Raw genomic sequence first — 21,176 nt, forward strand, 5'->3', positions numbered from 1 at the left:
CCACTGTACAAAACAGGCAGGCGTCGCCTTCAGGCGGGGTCGGAATCGAGTGGCAACCGCTCTGGAGCGGGTTGTCGGGATGGCTGAGGAAAGGTTCGTTGCAGGCAGGTCGAGCCCGGTGCTGACCGCGGCAGCGAACTGATCATCGCCGCACACATGAATTTAGCTCAAGGGCATACGCGGGGCTGCGAACCAGAGCGTTCGGGCCGCCGGTACTGGAGAAAGAAAGCATGAGCAACTGGTTAGTAGACAAACTGATCCCTTCGATCATGCGTTCCGAGGTGAAGAAAAGCTCGGTGCCTGAAGGTCTTTGGCACAAGTGCCCATCCTGCGAGGCGGTGCTCTATCGTCCGGAGCTGGAAAAGACCCTGGATGTTTGCCCCAAGTGCAACCACCACATGCGCATCGGTGCGCGTGCCCGTATCGATATCTTCCTCGACGCCGAAGGTCGTGCCGAACTGGGCGCTGACCTGGAGCCAGTGGACCGTCTGAAGTTCCGCGACGGCAAGAAGTACAAGGACCGCCTGACCGCTGCGCAGAAGCAGACCGGCGAGAAAGATGCGCTGATCTCCATGAGTGGCACCCTGCTGGGCATGCCGGTGGTGGTCTCGGCTTTCGAATTTTCCTTCATGGGGGGCTCCATGGGCGCCATCGTCGGCGAGCGTTTCGTGCGCGCCGCCAACTACGCCCTGGAAAATCGCTGCCCGATGATCTGCTTCTCCGCCTCCGGTGGTGCGCGAATGCAGGAAGCCCTGATCTCTCTGATGCAGATGGCCAAGACCTCCGCGGTACTGGCGCGCCTGCGTGAAGAAGGCATCCCGTTCATCTCCGTGTTGACCGACCCGGTCTACGGCGGCGTTTCCGCCAGCCTGGCGATGCTGGGCGACGTGATTGTCGCCGAGCCAAAAGCCCTGGTGGGCTTCGCCGGTCCTCGAGTGATCGAGCAGACCGTGCGGGAAAAACTGCCTGAAGGTTTCCAGCGCAGTGAGTTCCTGCTGGAGCATGGTGCGATCGACATGATCATCTCCCGCCAGGAACTGCGTCCGCGCCTGGGCAACCTGCTGGCCCAGCTGATGGGCCTGCCGACGCCGGAATTCGTCGCGGCGCCGGTCGAGCCGATCGTGGTGCCGCCGGCTCCAGCAAACCTATGACCCAACGTACCCTGGGCGAATGGCTCGCCTACCTCGAGCAGTTGCACCCCTCGGCCATCGATATGGGGCTGGCGCGCTCGCAGCAGGTAGCGTCCCAGATGGGGCTGGGCAAGCCGGCGCCCCGGGTGGTCACGGTCACCGGTACCAATGGCAAGGGCTCTACCTGCGCTTTTGTCGCTTCCCTGCTGCGGGCCCAGGGCCTGCAGGTGGGGGTCTACAGTTCTCCGCACCTGCTGCGCTATAACGAGCGGGTGCAGATCAATGGCGTCGAGGCCACTGACGAGCAGTTGTGCGAAGCCTTTGCTGCGGTAGAGGCGGGGCGCGGCGAAGTCACCCTGACTTACTTCGAGATGGGCACTCTGGCAGCGTTCTGGCTGTTTCAGCAGGCGGCGCTGGATGCCGTGGTCCTGGAGGTGGGGTTGGGTGGCCGCCTGGATACGGTCAATCTGGTGGATGCCGACCTGGCGCTGGTGACCAGTATTGGTGTCGATCACATCGAATACCTGGGCGATTCCCGCGAATCCGTGGCCTTCGAGAAGGCCGGGATCTTTCGTCCTGGCGCTCCGGCGCTATGTGGCGACCTGGATCCGCCGCAACCCTTGCTGGACAAGGCGCGGGAGCTGGGCTGCCCGTTTTTCCTGCGGGGGCGGGACTTTGATCTCGGGGTCACTGACCAGCATTGGCAGTGGCGTGGCCTGGATGCCCAGGGCAAGCCGGTCGAGCTGCAAGACCTGCCATTGCTGGATCTGCCTATGGAAAATGCCGCTCTGGCGTTGCAGGCCTATCTGCTCACCGGTTTGCCATGGCAGCCGGAGCGGATCAGCGCGGCCTTGCGCCAGACCCGGGTTACCGGGCGTCTGGATCGCCGGCAGGTCGACTGGCAGGGCAAGCGCCTGAACCTGCTGCTGGACGTCGGTCACAACCCCCATGCCGCCCAGTACCTGGCTGAGCGCCTGGCGCGCCGGCCTGTGCCGGGCAAGCGTCTGGCGGTGTTCGGGCTGCTGGCGGACAAGGATCTGGAGGGCGTGATTGGCTGCCTGAAAGGGGCGGTCCGGCACTGGGCGGTAGCGCCTCTGGATACGCCACGGGCGCGCCCGGTGGAGGATTTGCAGCAGGCTCTGGAGAACCTTGGTGCTCCGGTAGCGTCCTATTCCAGTGTGGCTGCCGCGCTGGAAGCGCAATGCGCGCAAGCCACTGCAGATGACGAAATTCTGCTGTTCGGTTCTTTTTATTGTGTTGCCGAGGCGCTTGAGTGGCTCGCCCGGCGCTCCACGGAGGAAGCTGCACATGGCAATGCTGGATAACGTCTACAAGCAGCGAATGGTCGGAGCACTGGTGTTGGTGGCCTTGGCGGTGATCTTTCTGCCAATGCTGTTCTCGCGCGAGGATGAGCAGCGTCATGTGACGGTGGATGTGCCGTCGGCGCCGCAAGCCGCGGCCATGCCGCAGGTCCAGGTCGAGCCGGTAGTTGTGCCAGAGCCTCAGGTACTGCCCGAGGGCTCTGTGCCAGCCGACGAGCACGAGCCTGTGGTGCAGCAAGCGCCATCGACCCCGATCGCACCGGCCCCGGTGGTGGCTCCTGCTCCGACCGTGGCCAGCAAGCCTGCGCCTGTGGCCAAGCCTGCGCCGACACCGGCTCCGCCGCAGCCCGTGGCCAGTGCCAAGCCCGATACCAGCCAGAGCCGGGTCGATGCCAATGGCCTGTCCGTCAGTTGGTCGGTGCAACTGGCCAGTCTGTCGAGCCGTGAAAGCGCGGAAAACCTGCAGAAAACCCTGCGCAGCCAGGGTTATAACGCCTATATCCGTTCCGCCGAAGGCAAGAACCGGGTATTTGTCGGACCGCTGATCGAGCGCGCCGAAGCTGATCGCCTGCGTGACCTGCTGGGGCGTCAGCATAATCTCAAGGGTTTCGTGGTGCGCTTCCAGCCAGAGCGTGGCTAAGGCTATCCGCTTGATTTTAAAAGCACAGTGAATCGCAGCTTACCGACAGCCAAGCGCTCTGTTAAAATGCGCCGCCTTATCCGTCTGTAGGCTGCACTGTGCCATTTACCTGGGTTGACTGGGCGATCGTTGCAATAATCGCCATCTCCGCTTTGATCAGCTTGAGCCGCGGTTTCGTCAAAGAAGCCTTGTCGTTGCTTACCTGGATCATCGCAGGAGTTGTTGCCTGGATGTTTGGTGGCTCACTGTCCGAGTACCTCGGCGGTTATATCGAAACTCCCTCGGCTCGCGTGATCGCGGGCTGCGCAATCATGTTTGTCGCCACCTTGCTGGTGGGGGCAATGGTCAACTATCTCATCGGCGAGTTGATTCGCGTCACCGGCCTCTCCGGGACCGATCGATTCCTCGGCATGGCCTTCGGCGCTGCGCGTGGCGCGCTGCTGGTGGTCGTGGCGATCGGGCTCCTGAGCCTGGGGCCGGTACAGCAGGATTCCTGGTGGCAACAGTCGCGACTGGTGCCACAATTTCTATTGGTTGCAGACTGGTCCAAGAACCTCATATTGGGGTGGAGCAGTCAGTGGCTGGCCAGCGGTATCAGCGTACCCGCTGATATACCGTTCAAGGAGCACCTCTTACCGGCCAAAACGCCTCAGTAAGATGGGTTCAGTTCAGTTTCATTAAGTAGGGGTTGCGTCGCATGTGTGGCATCGTCGGTATCGTCGGTAAGTCGAACGTCAATCAGGCGCTGTATGACGCGCTAACCGTCCTCCAGCACCGCGGCCAGGACGCTGCCGGTATCGTGACCAGCCATGATGGCCGGTTATTCCTGCGCAAGGACAACGGCCTGGTGCGTGATGTGTTCCAGCAGCGGCACATGCAGCGCCTGGTAGGCCATATGGGCATCGGCCATGTCCGCTATCCAACCGCGGGCAGCTCGACCTCGGCCGAGGCTCAGCCGTTCTACGTCAACTCGCCTTACGGCATCACCCTGGCGCACAACGGCAACCTGACCAATGTGGAGCAGTTGGCCAAGGAGATCTACGAGTCCGACCTGCGCCACGTCAACACCAACTCCGACTCTGAAGTGCTGCTCAACGTGTTCGCCCACGAGCTGGCCCAGCGCGGCAAGTTGCAGCCTACCGAGGAAGACGTGTTTGCCGCCGTCACCGACGTGCACAACCGTTGCGTGGGTGGCTACGCGGTGGTGGCCATGATCACCGGCTACGGCATTGTCGGTTTCCGTGACCCCCACGGTATCCGTCCGATCGTCTTCGGCCAGCGTCATACCGACGAAGGCGTGGAATACATGATCGCCTCGGAAAGCGTTTCCCTGGATGTGCTGGGTTTCACCCTGATTCGCGACCTGGCTCCGGGCGAAGCGGTCTACATCACTGAAGAGGGCAAGCTCTACACCCGCCAGTGCGCCACCAACCCGCAACTCACGCCGTGCATCTTCGAACACGTATATCTGGCCCGTCCGGATTCGATCATTGATGGCGTCTCGGTGTACAAGGCGCGCCTGCGCATGGGTGAGAAACTGGCAGAGAAGATCCTGCGCGAGCGTCCTGAGCACGATATCGACGTGGTGATCCCGATTCCGGATACCAGCCGCACTGCGGCGCTGGAGCTGGCGAACCATCTGGGGGTCAAGTTCCGCGAAGGTTTCGTCAAGAACCGTTACATCGGCCGTACCTTCATCATGCCGGGCCAGGCGGCGCGGAAGAAATCCGTACGCCAGAAGCTCAATGCGATCGAACTGGAATTTCGCGGCAAGAACGTGATGCTGGTGGACGACTCCATCGTCCGTGGCACCACTTGCAAGCAGATTATCCAGATGGCCCGTGAAGCGGGCGCGAAGAACGTCTACTTCTGCTCGGCTGCACCGGCCGTGCGTTACCCGAACGTGTATGGCATCGACATGCCGAGCGCCCACGAGTTGATCGCCCACAATCGTTCGACCCAGGACGTGGCAGACCTGATCGGTGCCGACTGGCTGATCTACCAGGACTTGCCGGACCTGATCGAGGCGGTCGGTGGTGGCAAGATCAAGATCGAGAACTTCGACTGCGCGGTGTTCGACGGCAAGTACGTTACCGGCGACGTCGACGAGGCCTACCTGAACAAGATCGAGAACGCTCGTAACGATGCGTCCAAGGCCAAGACCCAGGCGGTCAGCGCCATCATCGATCTGTACAACAACTGATCCGAGCATTTTAAGAAGACATTAGGAGTAGGCGGCATGAGTCAGGATTGGGATGCCGGTCGGCTGGACAGCGACCTTGAAGGCGTAGCGTTCGATACCCTGGCGGTGCGCGCCGGCCAACACCGCTCGCCGGAAGGCGAGCACGGTGACCCGATGTTCTTCACCTCCAGCTATGTGTTCCGCACGGCCGCCGATGCGGCGGCGCGGTTTGCTGGCGAAGTGCCGGGCAACGTCTATTCGCGCTACACCAACCCCACCGTGCGTTCCTTCGAAGAGCGCATCGCGGCGCTGGAAGGGGCAGAGCAGGCTGTGGCGACCGCCACTGGCATGGCGGCCATTCTCTCGGTGGTCATGAGCCTGTGCAGCGCCGGCGATCATGTGCTGGTGTCGCGCAGCGTGTTCGGCTCCACCATCAGCCTGTTCGAGAAGTACTTCAAGCGCTTTGGTGTTGAAGTCGATTACGTGCCCCTGGCGGACCTGTCCGGCTGGGATGCGGCGATCAAGAGCAATACCAGGCTGCTGTTCGTCGAGTCGCCCTCCAATCCGCTGGCCGAGCTGGTGGATATCGCCGCGTTGGCGGAGGTGGCCCATGCCAAGGGCGCAATGCTGGTGGTGGATAACTGTTTCTGCACTCCGGCCTTGCAGCAGCCGTTGAAGCTGGGGGCGGACGTGGTGGTGCATTCGGCGACCAAGTTCATCGACGGCCAGGGTCGTTGCATGGGCGGCGTGGTGGCCGGGCGCAGCGAGCAGATGAAAGAAGTGGTGGGTTTCCTGCGTACCGCCGGGCCGACCCTGAGCCCGTTCAACGCCTGGATCTTCCTCAAGGGCCTGGAAACCCTCAACCTGCGGATGCGTGCTCATTGTGCCAATGCCCTGGCCCTGGCTGAGTGGCTGGAGCAGCAGGAGGGCGTCGAGAAGGTGCACTACGCAGGCCTTGCCAGCCATCCGCAGCACGAGCTGGCCAAGCGTCAGCAGCGTGGTTTTGGCGCGGTGGTGAGTTTTGAGGTCAAGGGCGGCAAAGAGGGCGCCTGGCGCTTTATCGATGCCACGCGACTGATCTCCATTACCGCCAACCTCGGCGACAGCAAAACCACCATCACCCATCCGAGCACCACGTCCCACGGGCGCCTGGCGCCCCAGGAGCGTGAAGCGGCAGGCATTCGCGACAGCCTGATCCGCATCGCGGTGGGGCTGGAGGACGTGGTCGACCTGCAAGCCGACCTGGCTCGCGGCCTGGCAGCCTTGTGATCGAGTTGTCCACGCCCCAGGGCGGCGGCAATGGGCGTGTCGCGCTGGTGACCGGCGCGGCCCGGGGTATCGGCCTGGGTATCGCTGCCTGGCTGATCAGCGAAGGCTGGCAGGTGGTGTTGACCGACCTCGATCGTGAGCGCGGCTCCAAGGTGGCCAAGGTGCTGGGTGAAAGTGCCTGGTTCATCACCATGGACGTGGCCGATGAAGTGCAAGTGGCCCAGGGGGTGGCTGAGGTGCTGGGGCAGTTCGGGCGCCTCGACGCCCTGGTCTGCAATGCCGCTGTAGCCGACCCGCACAACATCACCCTGGAAAGCCTGGATCTGGCCTACTGGAATCGGGTCATGGCGGTGAACCTGGGCGGGCCGATGCTGCTGGCCAAGCACTGTGCGCCGTATTTGCGCGCCCATGGCGGCGCCATCGTCAATCTGGCTTCTACCCGCGCCAGGCAATCGGAGCCTGACAGCGAAGCCTACGCGGCGAGCAAGGGGGGGTTGCTGGCCTTGACTCATGCCCTGGCGATCAGCCTGGGGCCGGAGATTCGGGTCAATGCGGTAAGCCCCGGCTGGATCGATGCCCGGGATCCTGCGGTGCGTCGCGCAGAGCCGTTATCCGATGCCGATCATGCCCAGCATCCGGCAGGCAGGGTAGGGACGGTGGAAGATGTGGCCTCCATGGTGGCCTGGCTGCTGTCCCGCAATTCGGGCTTTGTCACCGGCCAGGAATTCGTGGTGGACGGTGGCATGACCAAGAAAATGATTTATCAGGAATAAGGGTGGGAGCGAGTTTGTGGCTGCAAGCCCAAGAGGGGCGCCTCTGGCTCTTGGTGCGAAGTTTCTGCTTGCTGCTGTTTTTGAAAAAAACTTCAAGCCTGCTATTGACTTAGCTTCGTTACCTGCGTAAATTTCGCGGCCTCAGCGAAGCAAAGGGTGATTAGCTCAGCCGGGAGAGCGTCTGCCTTACAAGCAGAATGTCGGCGGTTCGATCCCGTCATCACCCACCATTCCCTGAGTCTCTTTCGCAAGAAAGAGGGAAGCTTCCAAGGAAGCCTCCAACCGACGCGCAGCGGTAGTTCAGTCGGTTAGAATACCGGCCTGTCACGCCGGGGGTCGCGGGTTCGAGTCCCGTCCGCTGCGCCATATTTTCCAAGTCGGGTTCGCCTGGCTTGAGATTGAGGAAGCCTCGAAGCTCTTCAATCAGATGATTTAAACGGTTCACATGGACGCAAGTCCAAGCGATACGCAGCGGTAGTTCAGTCGGTTAGAATACCGGCCTGTCACGCCGGGGGTCGCGGGTTCGAGTCCCGTCCGCTGCGCCATATCAGCCTCAAGGATCACTGAACGCCTTGAAGCAACGAAACAAGCCAACAGCTTGTTTCGCATCGATAGCAAAGACCCTGGTCGCAAGACCGGGGTTTTTTGTTTTCGGGATTCGCTCTTTGGCAGCGTCTTTTGCTTGCTGCTGATCGAACACAAAAAACCGCCTGCTCGGCGGTTTTTTTGTGCTTGCAAGGAGGTTCGGCTTTCAGAAGCCGAGCTTGTCCCGAAGGCTGTAGTACCAAGCGCCCAGGGCGGTGAATGGCGTGCGCAGCAACTGGCCGCCGGGGAAGGGGTAGTGAGGCAGGTCGGCAAAGGCGTCAAAGCGCTCAGCCTGGCCGCGCAGGGCCTCCGCCAGGACTTTCCCGGCCAGGTGGGTGTAGGTCACGCCGTGGCCGCTGCAGCCCTGGGAGTAGTAGATATTGTCCCCCAGGCGCCCAACCTGGGGCAGGCGCGACAGCGTCAGCAGGAAGTTGCCGGTCCAGGCGTAATCGATCTTCACGTTCTGCAGTTGCGGGAAGGCCTTGAGCATCTTCGGTCGGATGATGGCCTCGATGTTCGCCGGGTCGCGGGCGCCATACACCACGCCGCCACCGAAAATCAGGCGCTTGTCGCCGGAGAGGCGGTAGTAGTCCAGCAGGTAGTTGCAGTCTTCGACGCAGTAATCCTGGGGCAACAGGCTGGCTGCCAGCTCATCGCTCAGGGGCTCGGTGGTGATGACCTGGGTTCCGCAAGGCATGGACTTGGCTGCCAGCTCCGGAACCAGATTGCCCAGGTAGGCATTGCCAGCAACGATGATGAATTTGGCGCGGACCTTTCCTTGGGGCGTGTGGACCACCGGATTGGCGCCGCGCTCGATGCGGATTGCCGGGGACTGCTCATAGAGGGTGCCGCCCAGCGACTCCACGGCAGCCGCTTCACCCAGTGCCAGGTTCAGTGGATGGATGTGGCCGCCGCTCATGTCGAGCATGCCGCCCTTGTATTGATCGCAGGCCACGATTTCGCGGATACGCCGCTCATCCAGCAATTCCAGCTGGGTGTGGCCGTAGCGCTCCCACAGGCGCTTCTGCGACTCCAGATGACCCATCTGCTTGCTGGTCAGCGCTGCGAATACACCGCCGTCCTTCAGATCGCACTGGATCTGGTATTTGGCCACCCGTTCACGAATGATCCGGCCACCCTCAAAGGCCATCTGCCCCAGCAGTTGTGCCTGCTTGGGGCCGACGCTGCGTTCGATCACGTCGATATCGCGGCTGTAGCTGTTGACGATCTGCCCGCCATTGCGCCCTGAAGCGCCAAAGCCGACCTTGGCGGCCTCCAGTACGGTCACACGAAAGCCGTTTTCCAGGAGGAACAGGGCGCTGGACAGGCCGGTATAACCCGCACCGATCACGCAGACATCGGTTTCAATCTCGCCTTGGAGCATCGGACGTTCCGGAGCCGCATTGGCCGATGCCGCGTAATAGGACTGTGGGTAGGGAATGTTCGCCATCCTGCGACCTCATGTGTTTAATATATTTTACGAGTGCGCCGATGCTACCTGAGTTGCAAATGAGCTGCCAGACTGAAGAAAAAACTTCTTCATCCCACGAAAATTAAAAAATTCGCATATTCATAGGCTTAGCTGCAAAAAAGGTGTTGACACCCCTTTGGAATTCCGTAGAATGCCGCCTCACAGCAGGCACGTAGCTCAGTTGGTTAGAGCACCACCTTGACATGGTGGGGGTCGTTGGTTCGAGTCCAATCGCGCCTACCAAACAAAATCCGCTCTGCTGGGCGGTCTAGAAGGGGTTCACCGAAAGGTGAGCCCCTTTTTTGTTTCTGGCCATTTTGATGGCTTTGCACAATCCGCCAAGAAGCCCACTGGCATTGCAGCGCTCGCTGCGATCTTGGCCAGTGATCAGTCGGGGCGGATGTGCTCCTGCCAATGTTCAAACAGCGCCTCGACATTGGCACTGGTCATCAGTGGCATCACTGCTTTCAACTGCTCGCTGCTCCAGTTCCACCACTGCATTTTCACAAGCATCTCGATACGCCGATCATCGAAGCGCTTGCGAATCGTCTTGGCGGGGTTACCGCCGATGATTGCGTAGGGTTCCACGTCCCGTGTCACCAGGGCTCGAGTGCCTATCACGGCGCCATCGCCGATCCTGATGCCCGGCATGACAATGGCTTCGGAACCGATCCAGACGTCATTGCCGATCACCGTGTCGCCTGCGGCTTGATATCCATTCTGCGCGCCCGCGAAGGCCGGTTCCTCGGGCATCCAGTAGAGCGGAAAGGTGCTGATCCACTCGCTTCTATGCCCCTGGTTGCCGGCCATGATGAATGCGGCTCCCGAGCCGATTGAGCAGAAAGAGCCGATTATCAGCTTGTCCGCACCTTCCTCGTGGGGCAGGTAGCGCGCGCACTCATCGAAACTATGACCGTGGTAGTAGCCTGAGTAGTAGCTGAAACGACCTACTCGAATATTCGGGTGGGTGACTTGCCGATCAAGCGTGATGCCCTTGAAGGGGCTTTCGAAGTAGTTGTTCATCGGGACTCTGCTCCATGTCTTCAGTGTCCTCTGCATTTGCCGCATCGGTCACCGGTTCAAGATCTTTTACGTATTGCCCTCTGTAGCCACCAACCTGGTTCGGGGAGCCGTCGTGACGATCGGCTTCCCGTACCAGGGCGGGTCAGTCCAGAGGGGTGAAGGCGCTGCCGCTGAAGGTGCGCACGGCATTGCCCCGTTCAACCCGGTGATGGGCGTCACGACGCTGCAAGCGCAGTTCCTGTACGGATTGCTCTTGCCGATCGGCAAGCCGTTGCTGGATCAATAGACGAGCCAGGCGCTTGTTATCGTGCTGGCTGCGTTCGGACTGCACCTTGACGCTGATGCCGGTCGCTACATGGGTGGCACGTACCGCGGAGTCGGTCTTGTTCACGTGCTGCCCGCCGGGGCCGGAAGCGCGCATGGCCTCGAAGCGGATCTCGCCGCCCTCGGCTTCTTCCAGGGCGCAGAATGGCTGGCCGGCGAAATACCAGTTCTTGCGTCGATGTGCGGGCCGCAGAGGGCTTTTGCAGATCCACAGCAGGGTGCCTGTCCAGCGTCGAGCCAGGTTTGCGGCGTGCTCGCCATCCAGGCTGACCAGCACCGAGCGATGGGCGTCGCGAGCCTGGCTGGCAACCTGCTCGATGATGCCGAGGCGCACGTTCTGCGCTTCGGCTTCGTGATGCAGGCGGCGTAATGCGTGGGTTACTGCCAATTCGCATTCGGCAGGCCCTTGGGCGGAGGACAGCTGTAGCAACATCATCAGCAGCACCCCCGGCGTTTGTAGGTCAGTACCGGTTTGAGTCGGGCAATGATCTTCACCAGGCCGGCGTCGCGCAGGCTGCCCACCACGCTGTCGATGCTCTTGTAGGCTTCGGGAGCCTCTTCGTACATCAGGCCGCGGTCCTCGCAGATCACTCGGCTGCCCAGCTGGGTGCGCTTGAGTTGATCGAAGCTGAAGCGCGTTGCCAGCCGGCCCTTGCAGTCGCTGCGCAGCCACTTGCGCCCGGCGCCGTGCGCCAGGGAGTAGAGGCTGAACGATTGGGGGAGCGGTTGCACCAGGTAGCTGTAGTCGCCACGGGAGCCGGGAATCACCACCGGACCCTGGTCCGATGGCGTGGCGCCCTTGCGATGCAGCCAGCCCGATACGCCGTCGACCTGCGCCGCAGACACCAGGTTGTGATTGATATCCAGCAGCGGCTGGCCCTTGGCCCGCAGATTGTGCAGCAGGCGCTCGGCGATCAACCGTCGATTGGCCTCGGCAAAGCGCAAGGCCTGGTCGTGCTGCTCCAGGTACTGGGCGCCGGCGGTGCTGGTCATCAACAGGCCGTTGTGGCCGTGTTGGTCGACGTGGCTGCGCAAAATAGCTTCTCCCAGGCCTCGGGAGCCGCTGTGCACCAGCAGCAGCAAGGCTTTCGGGTCCAGTGCCAGCGCTTGCAGGGCGTCGGCGTCATGGACCTGATCGAGTTGTTGCAGTTCGGCGAAGTGGTTGCCGCCGCCGATGGTACCCAGGGAGTGCTCATGACCGCTGACGGGCAATGCCAGTTGCGCGCGTTGTTCATCCCACTGTTCATCCAGGGGCAGGTCGATATTGCCGATTTTCTTTTCCAGCTTGTCGAGGTTGAGGCGAGTGCTGGAGAGGTCGGTTTGCCACAGCGCCATGCCGCAGCCGATATCGTTGCCCACCAGCGCCGGGTAGGCCACTTCGGTGGAAAAAAATGCCGCGCCCACCGGATAGCCCCGGCCTGGATGCAGGTCGGGCATGCCGACGACCTGGCGCATGCCGGGCAGTTGTGCGGTGGTGTGCAGTTGCTGGAGCGCTTTGTCTTCGATCCAGGTGGTGTCGGAGGCGATCAGAGAGACGCCGTTCGACAAATGACGGATGCAAGTGTCCATGTCCAATTCCTGATTGGAAAAAAATATTCAGGTAGTGGCAGGACGAAGCGGGGGTTAAGCGAAGGCGCTAGCGGGTAGCGGTTGCAGCGTTTAAACCAGGCACGTCCTGCAAGGGGTGATCAGTTGTTGCATGGTGGATCTCCTTGGCAAAAGTGTGGAAAGGGCGCGCAGGTTAATCTTTTGCCCGGGGGCTGGCAATGGTGTGGGCAAACAAAGTGCACCTTCTGCGGCCGCTACGGTCGTAAAACCATCACCTTGTTGAATGAGGATGGTTATGCAGACCTTTGGTGAGCGCTTGAAAGAACAGCGCAAGGCGTTGGGGCTCTCCCAGCAGGAATTCGGTGCCATTGGCGGTGTTGAAGCCAACGCCCAGGGCCGTTACGAGAGCGGTGAGCGGGTGCCCAAATCGGATTACCTGATGGCCATCGGGCGCCACGGCGTTGACCTGCTTTATGTGTTGACCGGCGAGCGCTCGCGCTTGTCCGAGGGCAGCCTGAGCCTGGATGAAAGCACCATTATTCAGAACTACCGCCACCTCGGAGATGAGGATCAGGAGGCGATCGCCCAGCTGGCGTCCTCCCTGGCGGAGTGCTGAGTGGGCGCGGGGGAGTTTTTCTGCTGTTCGCGCGCCTTTTTAACGCGGCCTGAGCGATACTCTCGCGTTTTCAGGACGAGGAGGCAGCATGCGGGTTTTGATGGCGGTAATGGTGGCGGCGCTATTGGCTGGCTGTGCGAGCTCTACCATGGATGAAGCTCGGGCCCGAACGCCCAACAAAACCCTGGCCTCGGCCAAGGCTGATCAACTGGTAGCGCAATGTGTGCAGTTCGCCTGGCAGGACGAGTCGGTCTTTGGTGTCGATGCCGCTGCCTATCTGCAACCGGGCAAGGCTGGGGGGTACACCGTGTATACCCGTTCCGCCGAGACTTTTGTCGATATCAAGGCCGAGGCCGCGACGACCACCGTCCACTTTTATGCGGTTGCAGACAGCTATGTCTCGAAGCGCCGCCTGGCGGCGCTAGCGACCTGTCTGTAACGCAGAGGATAGTCACTGGCGTTGGCATTTGACGCTATCAGGTACAAACCCGGCATCGGCCGGGTTTTGTCATTTCTGGGGAAGGGTTTCCAGCTGGTCAGGCCAGCTGTTATTGGCGATCTGTGGAAACACCCAATAAGCCTGTAGCAAAGCGTGTAATACATTGCCTCTTCAAACTGTCAGTTGAAATAAGGAAGTCCAGGGATTAAGGGGGCTGGGGCGGACTTTTGTAAATTGTCCTGAATGGTTAGTTTTTGTGGTGATGAAAAAAGCAGGGAAAAGTGCGCTAAGTTGAGGGTGCTCAATAAGGAGCAGTAGTTAATTAATCAATGGAGTGAAAGATATGAATAAGCCACAGGCTCAACTAAAACATGGTCGCGTTGTTTCTCCGTCCAGCCGCGGTGCGGTAGCGGTAGAACTGGGGCTGCTGGGAACCTGGCAGGTCAATGAGATGGAAGGCGGGAAAAACTTTCCGGCCCTCGCCGCCGGTCCTTTCCCAAAGCCTTACGACAGCGATGTGGCCAGTGTCGCGCCACCCGCCGATGGTCATATTCTCAGTGGCGGCAAGGTTGATGATCGCGATTGCATCAACTTCACCAACGAGGAAATGTCGAAAAAGATCAACCGGCCCTTCACTTGGCCGCTGGTGAACGTGAACCCGGGCCAGGTGTTCCAGGTGCAGTGGGAATACACCGCACCTCACGTTACCCGGGGCTATAACTGGTTCATCACCAAGGACGGCTGGGACCCGAAACAGCGCATCAGTCGCGCCCAGCTGGAACCCCAGGCTTTTTATCAGGACTTCTACACCGAAGTGCCATTCGACAAGTTCGGTTCGGTATTGAAAGCCAAGACTCATCATGAAGTTGTGCTGCCCAAAAATAAAAAGGGCCACCATGTTGTAGTACTGGTGTGGATTGTTGCCAATACCGGCAATGGCTTTTATCAGGCTTTCGATCTGGACTTTAAATAAGTTTCAGGTAGTTAACATTTTCTGACAGTTCTGAAGGATTAGAACGTGGATAAGATCGATTTTGCATTAATCAAGAGTCAGGCCGCAGATGCTGCTTCCCTGATGCCGAGCATTGCCGGCAAGAAGGTGCTCATGGGCTTCTGGCACAACTGGGCCGCCGGTCACAGCGACGGCTACCAGCAGGGGCAATTCGCCAACCTGGATCTGGTGGACGTGCCCAAGGAATACAACGTGGTTGCAGTGGCCTTCATGAAGGGCAACGGTATTCCCACCTTCAAGCCCTACAACCTTTCGGACGCCGAGTTCCGGCGCCAGGTGGGCGTGCTCAACAGCCAGGGCCGGGCGGTATTGATCTCCCTGGGCGGCGCCGATGCCCATATCGAATTGCACAAGGGCAACGAACAGCCCCTGGCCAACGAAATCATCCGTCTGGTGGAAACCTACGGCTTCGATGGCCTGGATATCGACCTGGAGCAGAGCGCCATCGACTTTGCCGACAACAAGAGTGTGCTGCCAGCCGCCTTGAAGCTGGTGAAGGATCATTACGCCGGCCAGGGCAAGCACTTCATCATCAGCATGGCGCCTGAGTTTCCCTACCTGACCAGCAATGGCAAGTACGTGGCCTACCTGCAGGCCCTGGAAGGCTATTACGACTTTGTCGCGCCGCAGTTCTATAACCAGGGAGGCGACGGGCTCTGGGTGCAGGAGGCCAATGGCGGGCAGGGCGCCTGGATCGCCCAGAACAATGACGCGATGAAAGAGGATTTCCTCTACTACCTGAGCGAAAGCCTGGCCTCCGGTACCCGCGGTTTCACTCGCATTGCCGCGGACAAGCTGGTGATAGGCCTGCCAAGCAACGTCGATGCCGCGGCCACCGGCTATGTGATCGACCCGTCGGCGGTGAGCAATGCGTTCAAGCGCTTGCAGGGCGCCGGTCACGCCATCAAGGGGTTGATGACCTGGTCGGTGAACTGGGATGCCGGCATCAGTCGGCAGGGCGTGCCCTACAACTGGGAGTTTCGTCATCGCTATGCGCCGCTGATCCATGGCGATGGCGGTGAGCCGGAGCGCCCAGGTGCTCCTGGAAACCTGATGGTACTGGGCACCAGTCGCAGCAGCGTCAACCTGAGCTGGGGCGTTTCCGGTAGTGTGCGGCCGGTGGAGTTCTACACCTTGTACCGCGACGGCAATGCGGTCGCTCGCACTCCCTCTCCGGGCTTCGAGGATCAGGGGCTGAGTGCGGACACCCAATACAGCTATTTTGTGACCGCTACCGACACTCAGGGCCAGGAGTCGCTCCCCAGCCGCAGTGTGAGTGCCAGGACCGCAGGCGGTGCGGTCGATCCGAGCTTTCCCGAGTGGCGCACCAGCCAGCACTACCTCAGGGAGGATGGAGTGACTTACGAAGGCAATCGTTACCTGTGCCTTCAGGAGCACACCTCCAACCCGGGCTGGACGCCATCCGTAGCGTTCACCCTGTGGAGCAAGGTGCTGCAGGAGCGTCATGGCTGAGTTGTGACGGCCATTGATGAAGTTGAGTGGCCAGGCGGTTCTTGCGGAAGTTGTCGATCCGTGCGAGCCGCTTTTTTCGTTTCCGCTGGCCGGCAACAGCCCGGGTTATGAGCTATTACTGAGCTGCCCGGATGTGTCGATCAATCAAGCGGAGATGAGCTCGATGTTGCAGCAATGGTTGCTGGCGGCTGTGCATTTGCTGGCGTTTGCCAGTGCCTTTGCCGGGGTACTGGCGCGTGCTTCGGCATTGCGTCGCCTGAGCGGCGGCGCTGCGGCGCCCGGGCAGGTGTTGCGGGCCGACAATGTCTGGGGGCTGATGGCCGCGGTGTTGTTGATCACCGGGTTGTTGCGGGCTTTTGGCGGTTATGGCAAGGGTACGGAGTATTACCTGCACCAGCCGCTGTTCCATCTGAAGATGACGCTGTTCGTGATCATCCTGTTGCTGGAGGTCCTGCCGATGCTGACCTTGATCCGCTGGCGCATGGCCCGGGGGCGAGGGGTGGCGCCACAGATCGGGCGGGCGCTGCTGTTCGCCCGTATCAGCGATGTGCAGGCCCTGCTCATGGTGTTGATGGTCATCGCCGCCAGCGGCATGGCGCGTGGGGTGACCTGGGCTCAGTTGTAATCATTGGTAAGCGGGGCTGCACTGCGTGGCTGCTTGAGAGTAGGCTCGCGGGTCTATCAATGAGCAATGGAAGCCTTCGATGTTTCAAATGAATGACCTGGTGCCGGAGATGCTGGTCACCGACCTGCAGCGCAGTCTGGCCTTCTACTGCGATCTTCTGGGCTTCAAGGTGGAGTATCAGCGGCCGGAACACTTCTTTGCCTTCCTCTCCCTCAATGGTGCACAACTGATGCTGGAGCAGGATGACCAGCAGGAATCGGAGTGGCGCGTGGGGCCCTTGCAGGCTCCATTTGGCCGCGGCATGAACCTGTCCATCGAGTGCCCGGATATTCGCCAGTTGGCAGCCGCCCTGGCTCGGGCGGGCATTGCCTTGCGTCGAGAGATTCAGGAGTGCTGGTACCGTCACGACGAATTGCTGCACGGCGAGTTGAACCTGCTGGTACTCGACCCGGATGGTTACCTGCTGCGCTTTACCCAGGACCTGGGCTTCAAGCCTGTGGAGCCTGCAGCGGGCGCCTGACCGCCGCACCGGTGCGCCGCCTGCAATGCAGCGGCGGCGTGTGTCGGGAATCAACGGTCGGGCTCGCTATCGCGAAAGGGCGATAATCAGTGGTTGACGACAGTCTGATGGGCGGGAATCTGCTGTGGCTGCAACCGGGCGAGGGTGTGCGGGCCGTCTGCGGGGAAAAGCTCAAGGCAAACAAGACAGGCGCTGCGCCAGCCGTTGTGCGCGGGCAAAAGGCTGGTGCTCATGCTGTTCAGGGGGTTTCGCGTTTGTCCGGAGCGGTCAGGCCTGCCTGAATGCGTTGATAGATTTCTTCACGGTGTACCGCGACGTCTTTTGGCGCGTTGATACCAATGCGCACTTGCTGGCCGCTGACGCCGAGAATGGTGATCGTAATGTCGTCACCGATGTTTATGCTTTCACCGACTTTGCGGGTGAGTATCAGCATGATCTTCTCCTTGATAGCTTTGTAGGGCACCAGATTCAAACAGTGCAGAGGTCGGTCTTAGGTATAGATTAGTGCGAAGTTCCACTGAGTGGGTGCCTCTTTCTGACGCGCAGAAGATCTATTAATTCCCAAGGCGCAACTATACATAGGCAATAAATATCATTCTTCCTGTTTCGGTCCGATTTTGTGACGAGGTCTCTCGGGTCATGAGTGCTAAAATCGCCACCTCAGACTTTCTAGGGGTTAGGTTGTGCGCACAGTAGCGATGATGATGGCGGTATTGGCGTTGGCCGGTTGTGGGGAAGGCAAGCGGGTCGAAGCGAACAAGAGCACGGCGGTGGCAGTACAGACCCAGCCGGCCTCGACCGAGCCGCAATGGGATGTGCTGGTGGGCAGCCCGCTCCCCCTGGCGGTGAGTGACCTGACCGGCTGGCTGATCGAGCACGGGGTGATTTCCAATGTGGTGACCGTGGACGGCAAGCGTCTGGTCGTGGTCGGTCCGTTTGCTTCCCAGGCCGAGGCCGAGGCGAAGAAGAATGAAGTGACCGAAAAGCTGGTCAAGGCCAAGAAGCGTGACATCGAAGTCACGGTCATCGAGCATCAAGCCGCGCAGTAAGCCCGTTTCCATAGGCTCAATGATCGCCCGCCACCCGCGGGCGATCTGCGTTCAGCCACAAGCCTTGAGGTTGACTGCGCCGACGAATTCATTGCCGCGCCCCATCACGCAAGCCACGCTCTGATTGCGCTGGCGCTCCCAGGCCTGTACTGGATAGGTCCTGTTCCAGGCTTCGAAGAGCTGCCGATCCTGTTTGGAGAGGCGCAGGCCGTACTGCTTGCTCATGTAGAAGTAGGTGCGGGCGATCATTCCGCGAATCGAAGGGCGAGGCATGACCTTCTTGGCCTTGAAGTCGACCTGGGTCAGGCACGAACCGTACTGGCCCGATTGTTCCGGCAGCCAGCCGAAGCTGAAATTGCTGCGATCACCATTCACTTCGCCAATGCTCGGTACCAGATTGTGCAGGTCGGCCTCGGCGCGCTGATAGACCGAATCGGTGCGTGTACAGTTCTTGCGACCGCCTTGTTGCCAGCACTGGCGCTGATGGCCGATCTGCCAGGCCGGCACTATATGCTCCCATTCAATGCGTTCGGCGCGCTTGGCGTTCTTGCGCGGAACATAGCCGCAGGCCGCCAGGTTCACCCGGTTGCCGTTGTATTTGCAGCCGCAATAGAACTCGGTGGATTGGGGGGCGTAGAGCTTCCAGGCGACTTTCTTGGCTTCGCTGAAGGTGCGGGGCGCATCGGCTTGGGCGGAACAGGCGAGAAACAGCAACAGCAAGGCAAAACAACGGACACTCATCGACTCAATCTTCCTTCGGCACGACCCAGAAAATCTGCACACCGCCATCGTCGCGGTAGGCGAGGGTGACGTTGTCGTTTTCGGCGATCTCCTCCAGCAGGCGTTCCCACTCATCCTGTGGCTCATCGGCGAGGCGGAAGATCAGCGCTGCCTTGGCCTTTTGTGCGGTGGGAGAGTTGATGATTTTCTGGATGCGCACACCCAGGCGTTCGTAGGAGCTGAGGGGCGTTTGGGTCGTGGCCACGGAACATTCCTTATTAAGCTGTACGTGCATACAGTATTTAACTGTAGGGCATTTCGCAACTGCTTAAAATTCAAGAAGTTCCTCTGACAACGCTTTATGCATTTGTCTCACGAGGAGAGCAGATTTTTTTGCATGGGGGAAAGGGGGGAACCACCCGCCCGGGCGGGCGAGTGGTTGCAAGCATGCTCGACCGGGGCCGGTCGAGCAGAGGGGCTGTCAGTATTCCCAGAACATGCGTTGCAGTTCCTTGCTGTCCTGGGTCTTGGTCAGGGCGACCATGGCCAGGATGCGGGCTTTCTGCGGGTTCAGGTCATGAGCCACGACCCAGTCGTACTTGTCGTCAGGCTGTTCGGCGTTGCGCAGTACGAAGCCGCCGGCATTGACGTGGGAAGAACGAATGATCTGTACGCCATTCTTGCGCAGTTCCTGCAGGGCAGGGACCACACGGGAAGACACCGAGCCGTTGCCGGTACCGGCGTGGATGATGGCTTTGGCGCCACCTTGGGCCAGGGCCTTGTAGGCGGTGTCGCTGACGTTGCCGTAGCCGTAGGCGATTTCTACGTCAGGCAGGCTCTTGATGTTCTTGATGTCGAATTCCGAATCCATGGTGTGGCGCTTGGCTGGCAGGCGGAACCAGTAGGATTTGCCTTCCACCACCATGCCCAGCGGGCCCCATGGGCTCTTGAAGGCTTCGGTCTTGATGTTGATCATCTTGCTGACATCGCGGCCGGACTGGATTTCATCGTTCATGGTCACCAGTACGCCTTTGCCGCGGGCGTTCTTGCTGCCGGCCACAGCCACAGCGTTGTACAGGTTGAGCATGCCGTCAGCCGACATTGCGGTACCCGGGCGCATGGAGCCGACTACAACGATTGGCTTTTCGGTCTTTTCCACCAGGTTGAGGAAGTAGGCGGTTTCTTCCAGGGTATCGGTACCGTGGGTGATGACGATGCCATCGACGTCCTTGCTGTCGGCCAGTTCGGCAACGCGGCGGCCCAGTTGCAGCAGGTTTTCGTTGGTGATGCTTTCCGAGGCGATCTGCATGACTTGCTCGCCACGCACGTTGGCCAGTTGGCTCAACTCGGGAATGCCGGCGATCAGTTGTTCGATGCCGACCTTGGCCGCCTGGTAGGTGGCGCTGTTGGCCGCGCTGGCGCCGGCGCCGGCGATGGTGCCGCCAGTGGCGAGAACCACGACGTTGGACAGTTTCTGTTGGGTTTCAGCTTCTTTGGCTTGCAGGGCTGCAGGTAGAAGCAGGAGGAGGGCCAAAGCGCCCGGGGCGAAGGATTTGAAGGCAGATTTCATTATTTTCTCTCTAGTAGTGAGACGGTGCTGATGCAGGTTCATCTAGAAACACCCCGGCGGCAGATCTGTATGCGCCGGGGCAGCGAGGGTGGAGCAGGATCTGTACCAGCGCTACCTTGGCTGGATGACTATTTTAAGTTACTGATTTATATCAATTTTATTTCTGTTTTTATGCGTAAGAAATCATGTGGCGTCCGGGTTTCCGAACGTTTTCAAGGTGGCGCGTTCGGCAATCCGAAAATGCTCGTCACAAGTCCTGGGATGACTTCTCGCTCATCCATTAAAGATTGTTCTGCAGCGGTCGATGATCCTTCTAGGATTTTTCACCAGGAGTTCCCATGTCACTGTCAGTAGGATTTCCAGGGGCAGGAGCCATTCTGATCAATGGCAAGTCGCCCGCGACCATCGATGCATTGAGTAATGCCGCCGCCGAACAGGCGTCTACGGCGTTGGGTACCGACGAGTCGGGCACTTTGCGGGTCGGCTCCAGCAAGCAGGCCGAACAGTCTGAAAGCGAAAGCCCAAGCGAAGACAAGCACGGCATCGTGGTAAAGATGCTGCTCAAGCGCATGCAGGAGCTGCAGCAGCAACTTCGCGAGCTGCAACAGCAACTGGCTGCCGCCCAGGCCGCCAACTACCCAACCCCTGAGGCCAAGCAGACGGCAGTGATGGCCATTCAAGGGCAAGTCGCCGATACCAACGGCGCGCTGGCGGAAGTCTCTGGCAACCTGGTCCGGGAGTTGGCCAAGGAGTCGTCTTCCGGTGGCCTGGTGAACACCACTGCCTGAATCATCAGCCTGTCCGGGAGCATTTTTCGGGCAGGTTTTTCTCCTCGTGGCCGGCTGCGGATGGCTACCCACTCTCTCTGATCGCACTTTGAACAGC

24 protein-coding genes and 4 tRNA genes are annotated in these 21,176 nt (G+C 60.2%); 19 read left to right on the forward strand and 9 right to left on the reverse strand.

What is annotated here, in order from left to right; all coding sequences use genetic code 11:
• Positions 1-230 precede the first annotated feature (230 nt).
• From accD to KI242_RS10735, 10 genes are all read left to right on the forward strand, one after another.
• A complete protein-coding gene (accD, locus tag KI242_RS10690; protein WP_019094939.1) occupies positions 231-1,151 on the forward strand; it encodes an acetyl-CoA carboxylase, carboxyltransferase subunit beta in 921 nt (306 codons plus the stop codon).
• Positions 1,148-2,455: a bifunctional tetrahydrofolate synthase/dihydrofolate synthase gene (gene folC, locus KI242_RS10695; protein WP_053150239.1), complete on the forward strand. Its 1,308-nt coding sequence runs from the start codon at positions 1,148-1,150 to the stop codon at positions 2,453-2,455. The genes accD and folC overlap by 4 nt, the downstream gene beginning before the upstream one ends.
• Positions 2,439-3,092 (forward strand): SPOR domain-containing protein, encoded by a 654-nt coding sequence (locus KI242_RS10700; RefSeq protein WP_212806095.1) that lies wholly within the window; start codon positions 2,439-2,441, stop codon positions 3,090-3,092. Before folC ends, KI242_RS10700 begins: the two co-directional genes overlap by 17 nt.
• 98 nt (positions 3,093-3,190) lie before the next feature.
• The gene (locus KI242_RS10705; RefSeq protein WP_011060387.1) at positions 3,191-3,748 is read left to right on the forward strand and encodes a CvpA family protein; all 558 of its coding nucleotides are present in this window, start codon (positions 3,191-3,193) and stop codon (positions 3,746-3,748) included.
• 41 nt (positions 3,749-3,789) lie between these two features.
• The gene (gene purF / locus KI242_RS10710) at positions 3,790-5,295 is read left to right on the forward strand and encodes an amidophosphoribosyltransferase (RefSeq protein ID WP_011060388.1); all 1,506 of its coding nucleotides are present in this window, start codon (positions 3,790-3,792) and stop codon (positions 5,293-5,295) included.
• Between the two features lie 36 nt (positions 5,296-5,331).
• Positions 5,332-6,543: an O-succinylhomoserine sulfhydrylase gene (locus tag KI242_RS10715; RefSeq protein WP_015634907.1), complete on the forward strand. Its 1,212-nt coding sequence runs from the start codon at positions 5,332-5,334 to the stop codon at positions 6,541-6,543.
• Positions 6,540-7,316 (forward strand): SDR family oxidoreductase, encoded by a 777-nt coding sequence (locus KI242_RS10720; protein WP_041117029.1) that lies wholly within the window; start codon positions 6,540-6,542, stop codon positions 7,314-7,316. The genes KI242_RS10715 and KI242_RS10720 overlap by 4 nt, the downstream gene beginning before the upstream one ends.
• 154 nt (positions 7,317-7,470) lie before the next feature.
• Positions 7,471-7,546 (forward strand) — tRNA-Val (locus KI242_RS10725).
• 59 nt (positions 7,547-7,605) lie between these two features.
• A tRNA-Asp gene (locus tag KI242_RS10730) sits at positions 7,606-7,682 on the forward strand.
• Between the two features lie 102 nt (positions 7,683-7,784).
• Positions 7,785-7,861: transfer RNA gene (locus KI242_RS10735), tRNA-Asp, on the forward strand.
• A gap of 8 nt (positions 7,862-7,869) precedes the next feature.
• Here KI242_RS10735 and KI242_RS10740 read toward each other — a convergent pair.
• A complete protein-coding gene (locus KI242_RS10740; protein ID WP_155246649.1) occupies positions 7,870-8,016 on the reverse strand; it encodes a hypothetical protein in 147 nt (48 codons plus the stop codon).
• 51 nt (positions 8,017-8,067) lie between these two features.
• On the reverse strand, positions 8,068-9,351 hold the full coding sequence (locus KI242_RS10745) for an FAD-binding oxidoreductase (RefSeq protein ID WP_011060391.1): 1,284 nt from the start codon (positions 9,349-9,351) through the stop codon (positions 8,068-8,070).
• 187 nt (positions 9,352-9,538) lie between these two features.
• On the opposite strand from KI242_RS10745, the gene KI242_RS10750 reads away from it, so the two are divergent.
• Positions 9,539-9,615 (forward strand) — tRNA-Val (locus KI242_RS10750).
• 144 nt (positions 9,616-9,759) lie between these two features.
• Here KI242_RS10750 and catB read toward each other — a convergent pair.
• From catB to KI242_RS10765, 3 genes are all read right to left on the reverse strand, one after another.
• Positions 9,760-10,395, reverse strand: a complete 636-nt coding sequence (gene catB / locus KI242_RS10755; protein ID WP_041752092.1) for a type B chloramphenicol O-acetyltransferase — start codon at positions 10,393-10,395, stop codon at positions 9,760-9,762.
• Positions 10,396-10,537: 142 nt separating this feature from the next.
• The gene (prfH, locus tag KI242_RS10760; RefSeq protein ID WP_011060393.1) at positions 10,538-11,155 is read right to left on the reverse strand and encodes a peptide chain release factor H; all 618 of its coding nucleotides are present in this window, start codon (positions 11,153-11,155) and stop codon (positions 10,538-10,540) included.
• Positions 11,155-12,288 carry an RNA ligase RtcB family protein gene (locus tag KI242_RS10765; RefSeq protein ID WP_015634911.1) on the reverse strand — a complete coding sequence of 378 codons (1,134 nt, stop codon included), beginning with the start codon at positions 12,286-12,288 and terminating at the stop codon, positions 11,155-11,157. The genes prfH and KI242_RS10765 overlap by 1 nt, the downstream gene beginning before the upstream one ends.
• A 274-nt stretch (positions 12,289-12,562) precedes the next feature.
• Here KI242_RS10765 and KI242_RS10770 point away from each other — a divergent pair, with 274 nt between their 5' ends.
• The 6 genes from KI242_RS10770 to KI242_RS10795 all read left to right on the forward strand — a co-directional run bounded on the left by KI242_RS10770 (position 12,563) and on the right by KI242_RS10795 (position 16,952).
• A complete protein-coding gene (locus KI242_RS10770) occupies positions 12,563-12,883 on the forward strand; it encodes a helix-turn-helix transcriptional regulator (RefSeq protein WP_011060395.1) in 321 nt (106 codons plus the stop codon).
• A gap of 88 nt (positions 12,884-12,971) precedes the next feature.
• The gene (locus tag KI242_RS10775) at positions 12,972-13,322 is read left to right on the forward strand and encodes a hypothetical protein (protein ID WP_041117035.1); all 351 of its coding nucleotides are present in this window, start codon (positions 12,972-12,974) and stop codon (positions 13,320-13,322) included.
• 343 nt (positions 13,323-13,665) lie between these two features.
• On the forward strand, positions 13,666-14,295 hold the full coding sequence (locus tag KI242_RS10780; protein ID WP_011060397.1) for a lytic polysaccharide monooxygenase auxiliary activity family 9 protein: 630 nt from the start codon (positions 13,666-13,668) through the stop codon (positions 14,293-14,295).
• Positions 14,296-14,340: 45 nt separating this feature from the next.
• The gene (locus KI242_RS10785; RefSeq protein WP_015634913.1) at positions 14,341-15,807 is read left to right on the forward strand and encodes a glycosyl hydrolase family 18 protein; all 1,467 of its coding nucleotides are present in this window, start codon (positions 14,341-14,343) and stop codon (positions 15,805-15,807) included.
• Between the two features lie 163 nt (positions 15,808-15,970).
• Positions 15,971-16,432, forward strand: coding sequence for a DUF2214 family protein (locus tag KI242_RS10790; protein WP_053157649.1), 462 nt, complete (start codon positions 15,971-15,973; stop codon positions 16,430-16,432).
• 79 nt (positions 16,433-16,511) lie between these two features.
• The gene (locus KI242_RS10795) at positions 16,512-16,952 is read left to right on the forward strand and encodes a VOC family protein (protein ID WP_053157365.1); all 441 of its coding nucleotides are present in this window, start codon (positions 16,512-16,514) and stop codon (positions 16,950-16,952) included.
• A gap of 238 nt (positions 16,953-17,190) precedes the next feature.
• Here the strand turns inward: KI242_RS10795 and csrA are convergent, their stop codons facing one another.
• Positions 17,191-17,385, reverse strand: a complete 195-nt coding sequence (gene csrA, locus KI242_RS10800) for a carbon storage regulator CsrA (protein WP_007920550.1) — start codon at positions 17,383-17,385, stop codon at positions 17,191-17,193.
• A gap of 265 nt (positions 17,386-17,650) precedes the next feature.
• On the opposite strand from csrA, the gene KI242_RS10805 reads away from it, so the two are divergent.
• A complete protein-coding gene (locus KI242_RS10805; RefSeq protein WP_011060401.1) occupies positions 17,651-18,001 on the forward strand; it encodes a hypothetical protein in 351 nt (116 codons plus the stop codon).
• A 51-nt stretch (positions 18,002-18,052) separates the two neighbouring features.
• Here the strand turns inward: KI242_RS10805 and KI242_RS10810 are convergent, their stop codons facing one another.
• The 3 genes from KI242_RS10810 to KI242_RS10820 form a co-directional block, all read right to left on the reverse strand.
• Positions 18,053-18,742 carry an endonuclease I family protein gene (locus tag KI242_RS10810; RefSeq protein ID WP_053157368.1) on the reverse strand — a complete coding sequence of 230 codons (690 nt, stop codon included), beginning with the start codon at positions 18,740-18,742 and terminating at the stop codon, positions 18,053-18,055.
• Between the two features lie 4 nt (positions 18,743-18,746).
• Positions 18,747-19,016: a DUF1654 domain-containing protein gene (locus KI242_RS10815; RefSeq protein ID WP_015634917.1), complete on the reverse strand. Its 270-nt coding sequence runs from the start codon at positions 19,014-19,016 to the stop codon at positions 18,747-18,749.
• A 186-nt stretch (positions 19,017-19,202) separates the two neighbouring features.
• Positions 19,203-20,291 carry an asparaginase gene (locus KI242_RS10820; RefSeq protein WP_053157371.1) on the reverse strand — a complete coding sequence of 363 codons (1,089 nt, stop codon included), beginning with the start codon at positions 20,289-20,291 and terminating at the stop codon, positions 19,203-19,205.
• A 338-nt stretch (positions 20,292-20,629) separates the two neighbouring features.
• On the opposite strand from KI242_RS10820, the gene KI242_RS10825 reads away from it, so the two are divergent.
• Positions 20,630-21,079 (forward strand): hypothetical protein, encoded by a 450-nt coding sequence (locus KI242_RS10825; protein WP_011060405.1) that lies wholly within the window; start codon positions 20,630-20,632, stop codon positions 21,077-21,079.
• Positions 21,080-21,176: the final 97 nt, after the last annotated feature.

The sequence above is a fragment of the Pseudomonas sp. Eqa60 genome, assembly GCF_018326405.1.
In the GTDB taxonomy this organism is placed as follows: Bacteria; Pseudomonadota; Gammaproteobacteria; order Pseudomonadales; family Pseudomonadaceae; genus Aquipseudomonas; species Aquipseudomonas protegens.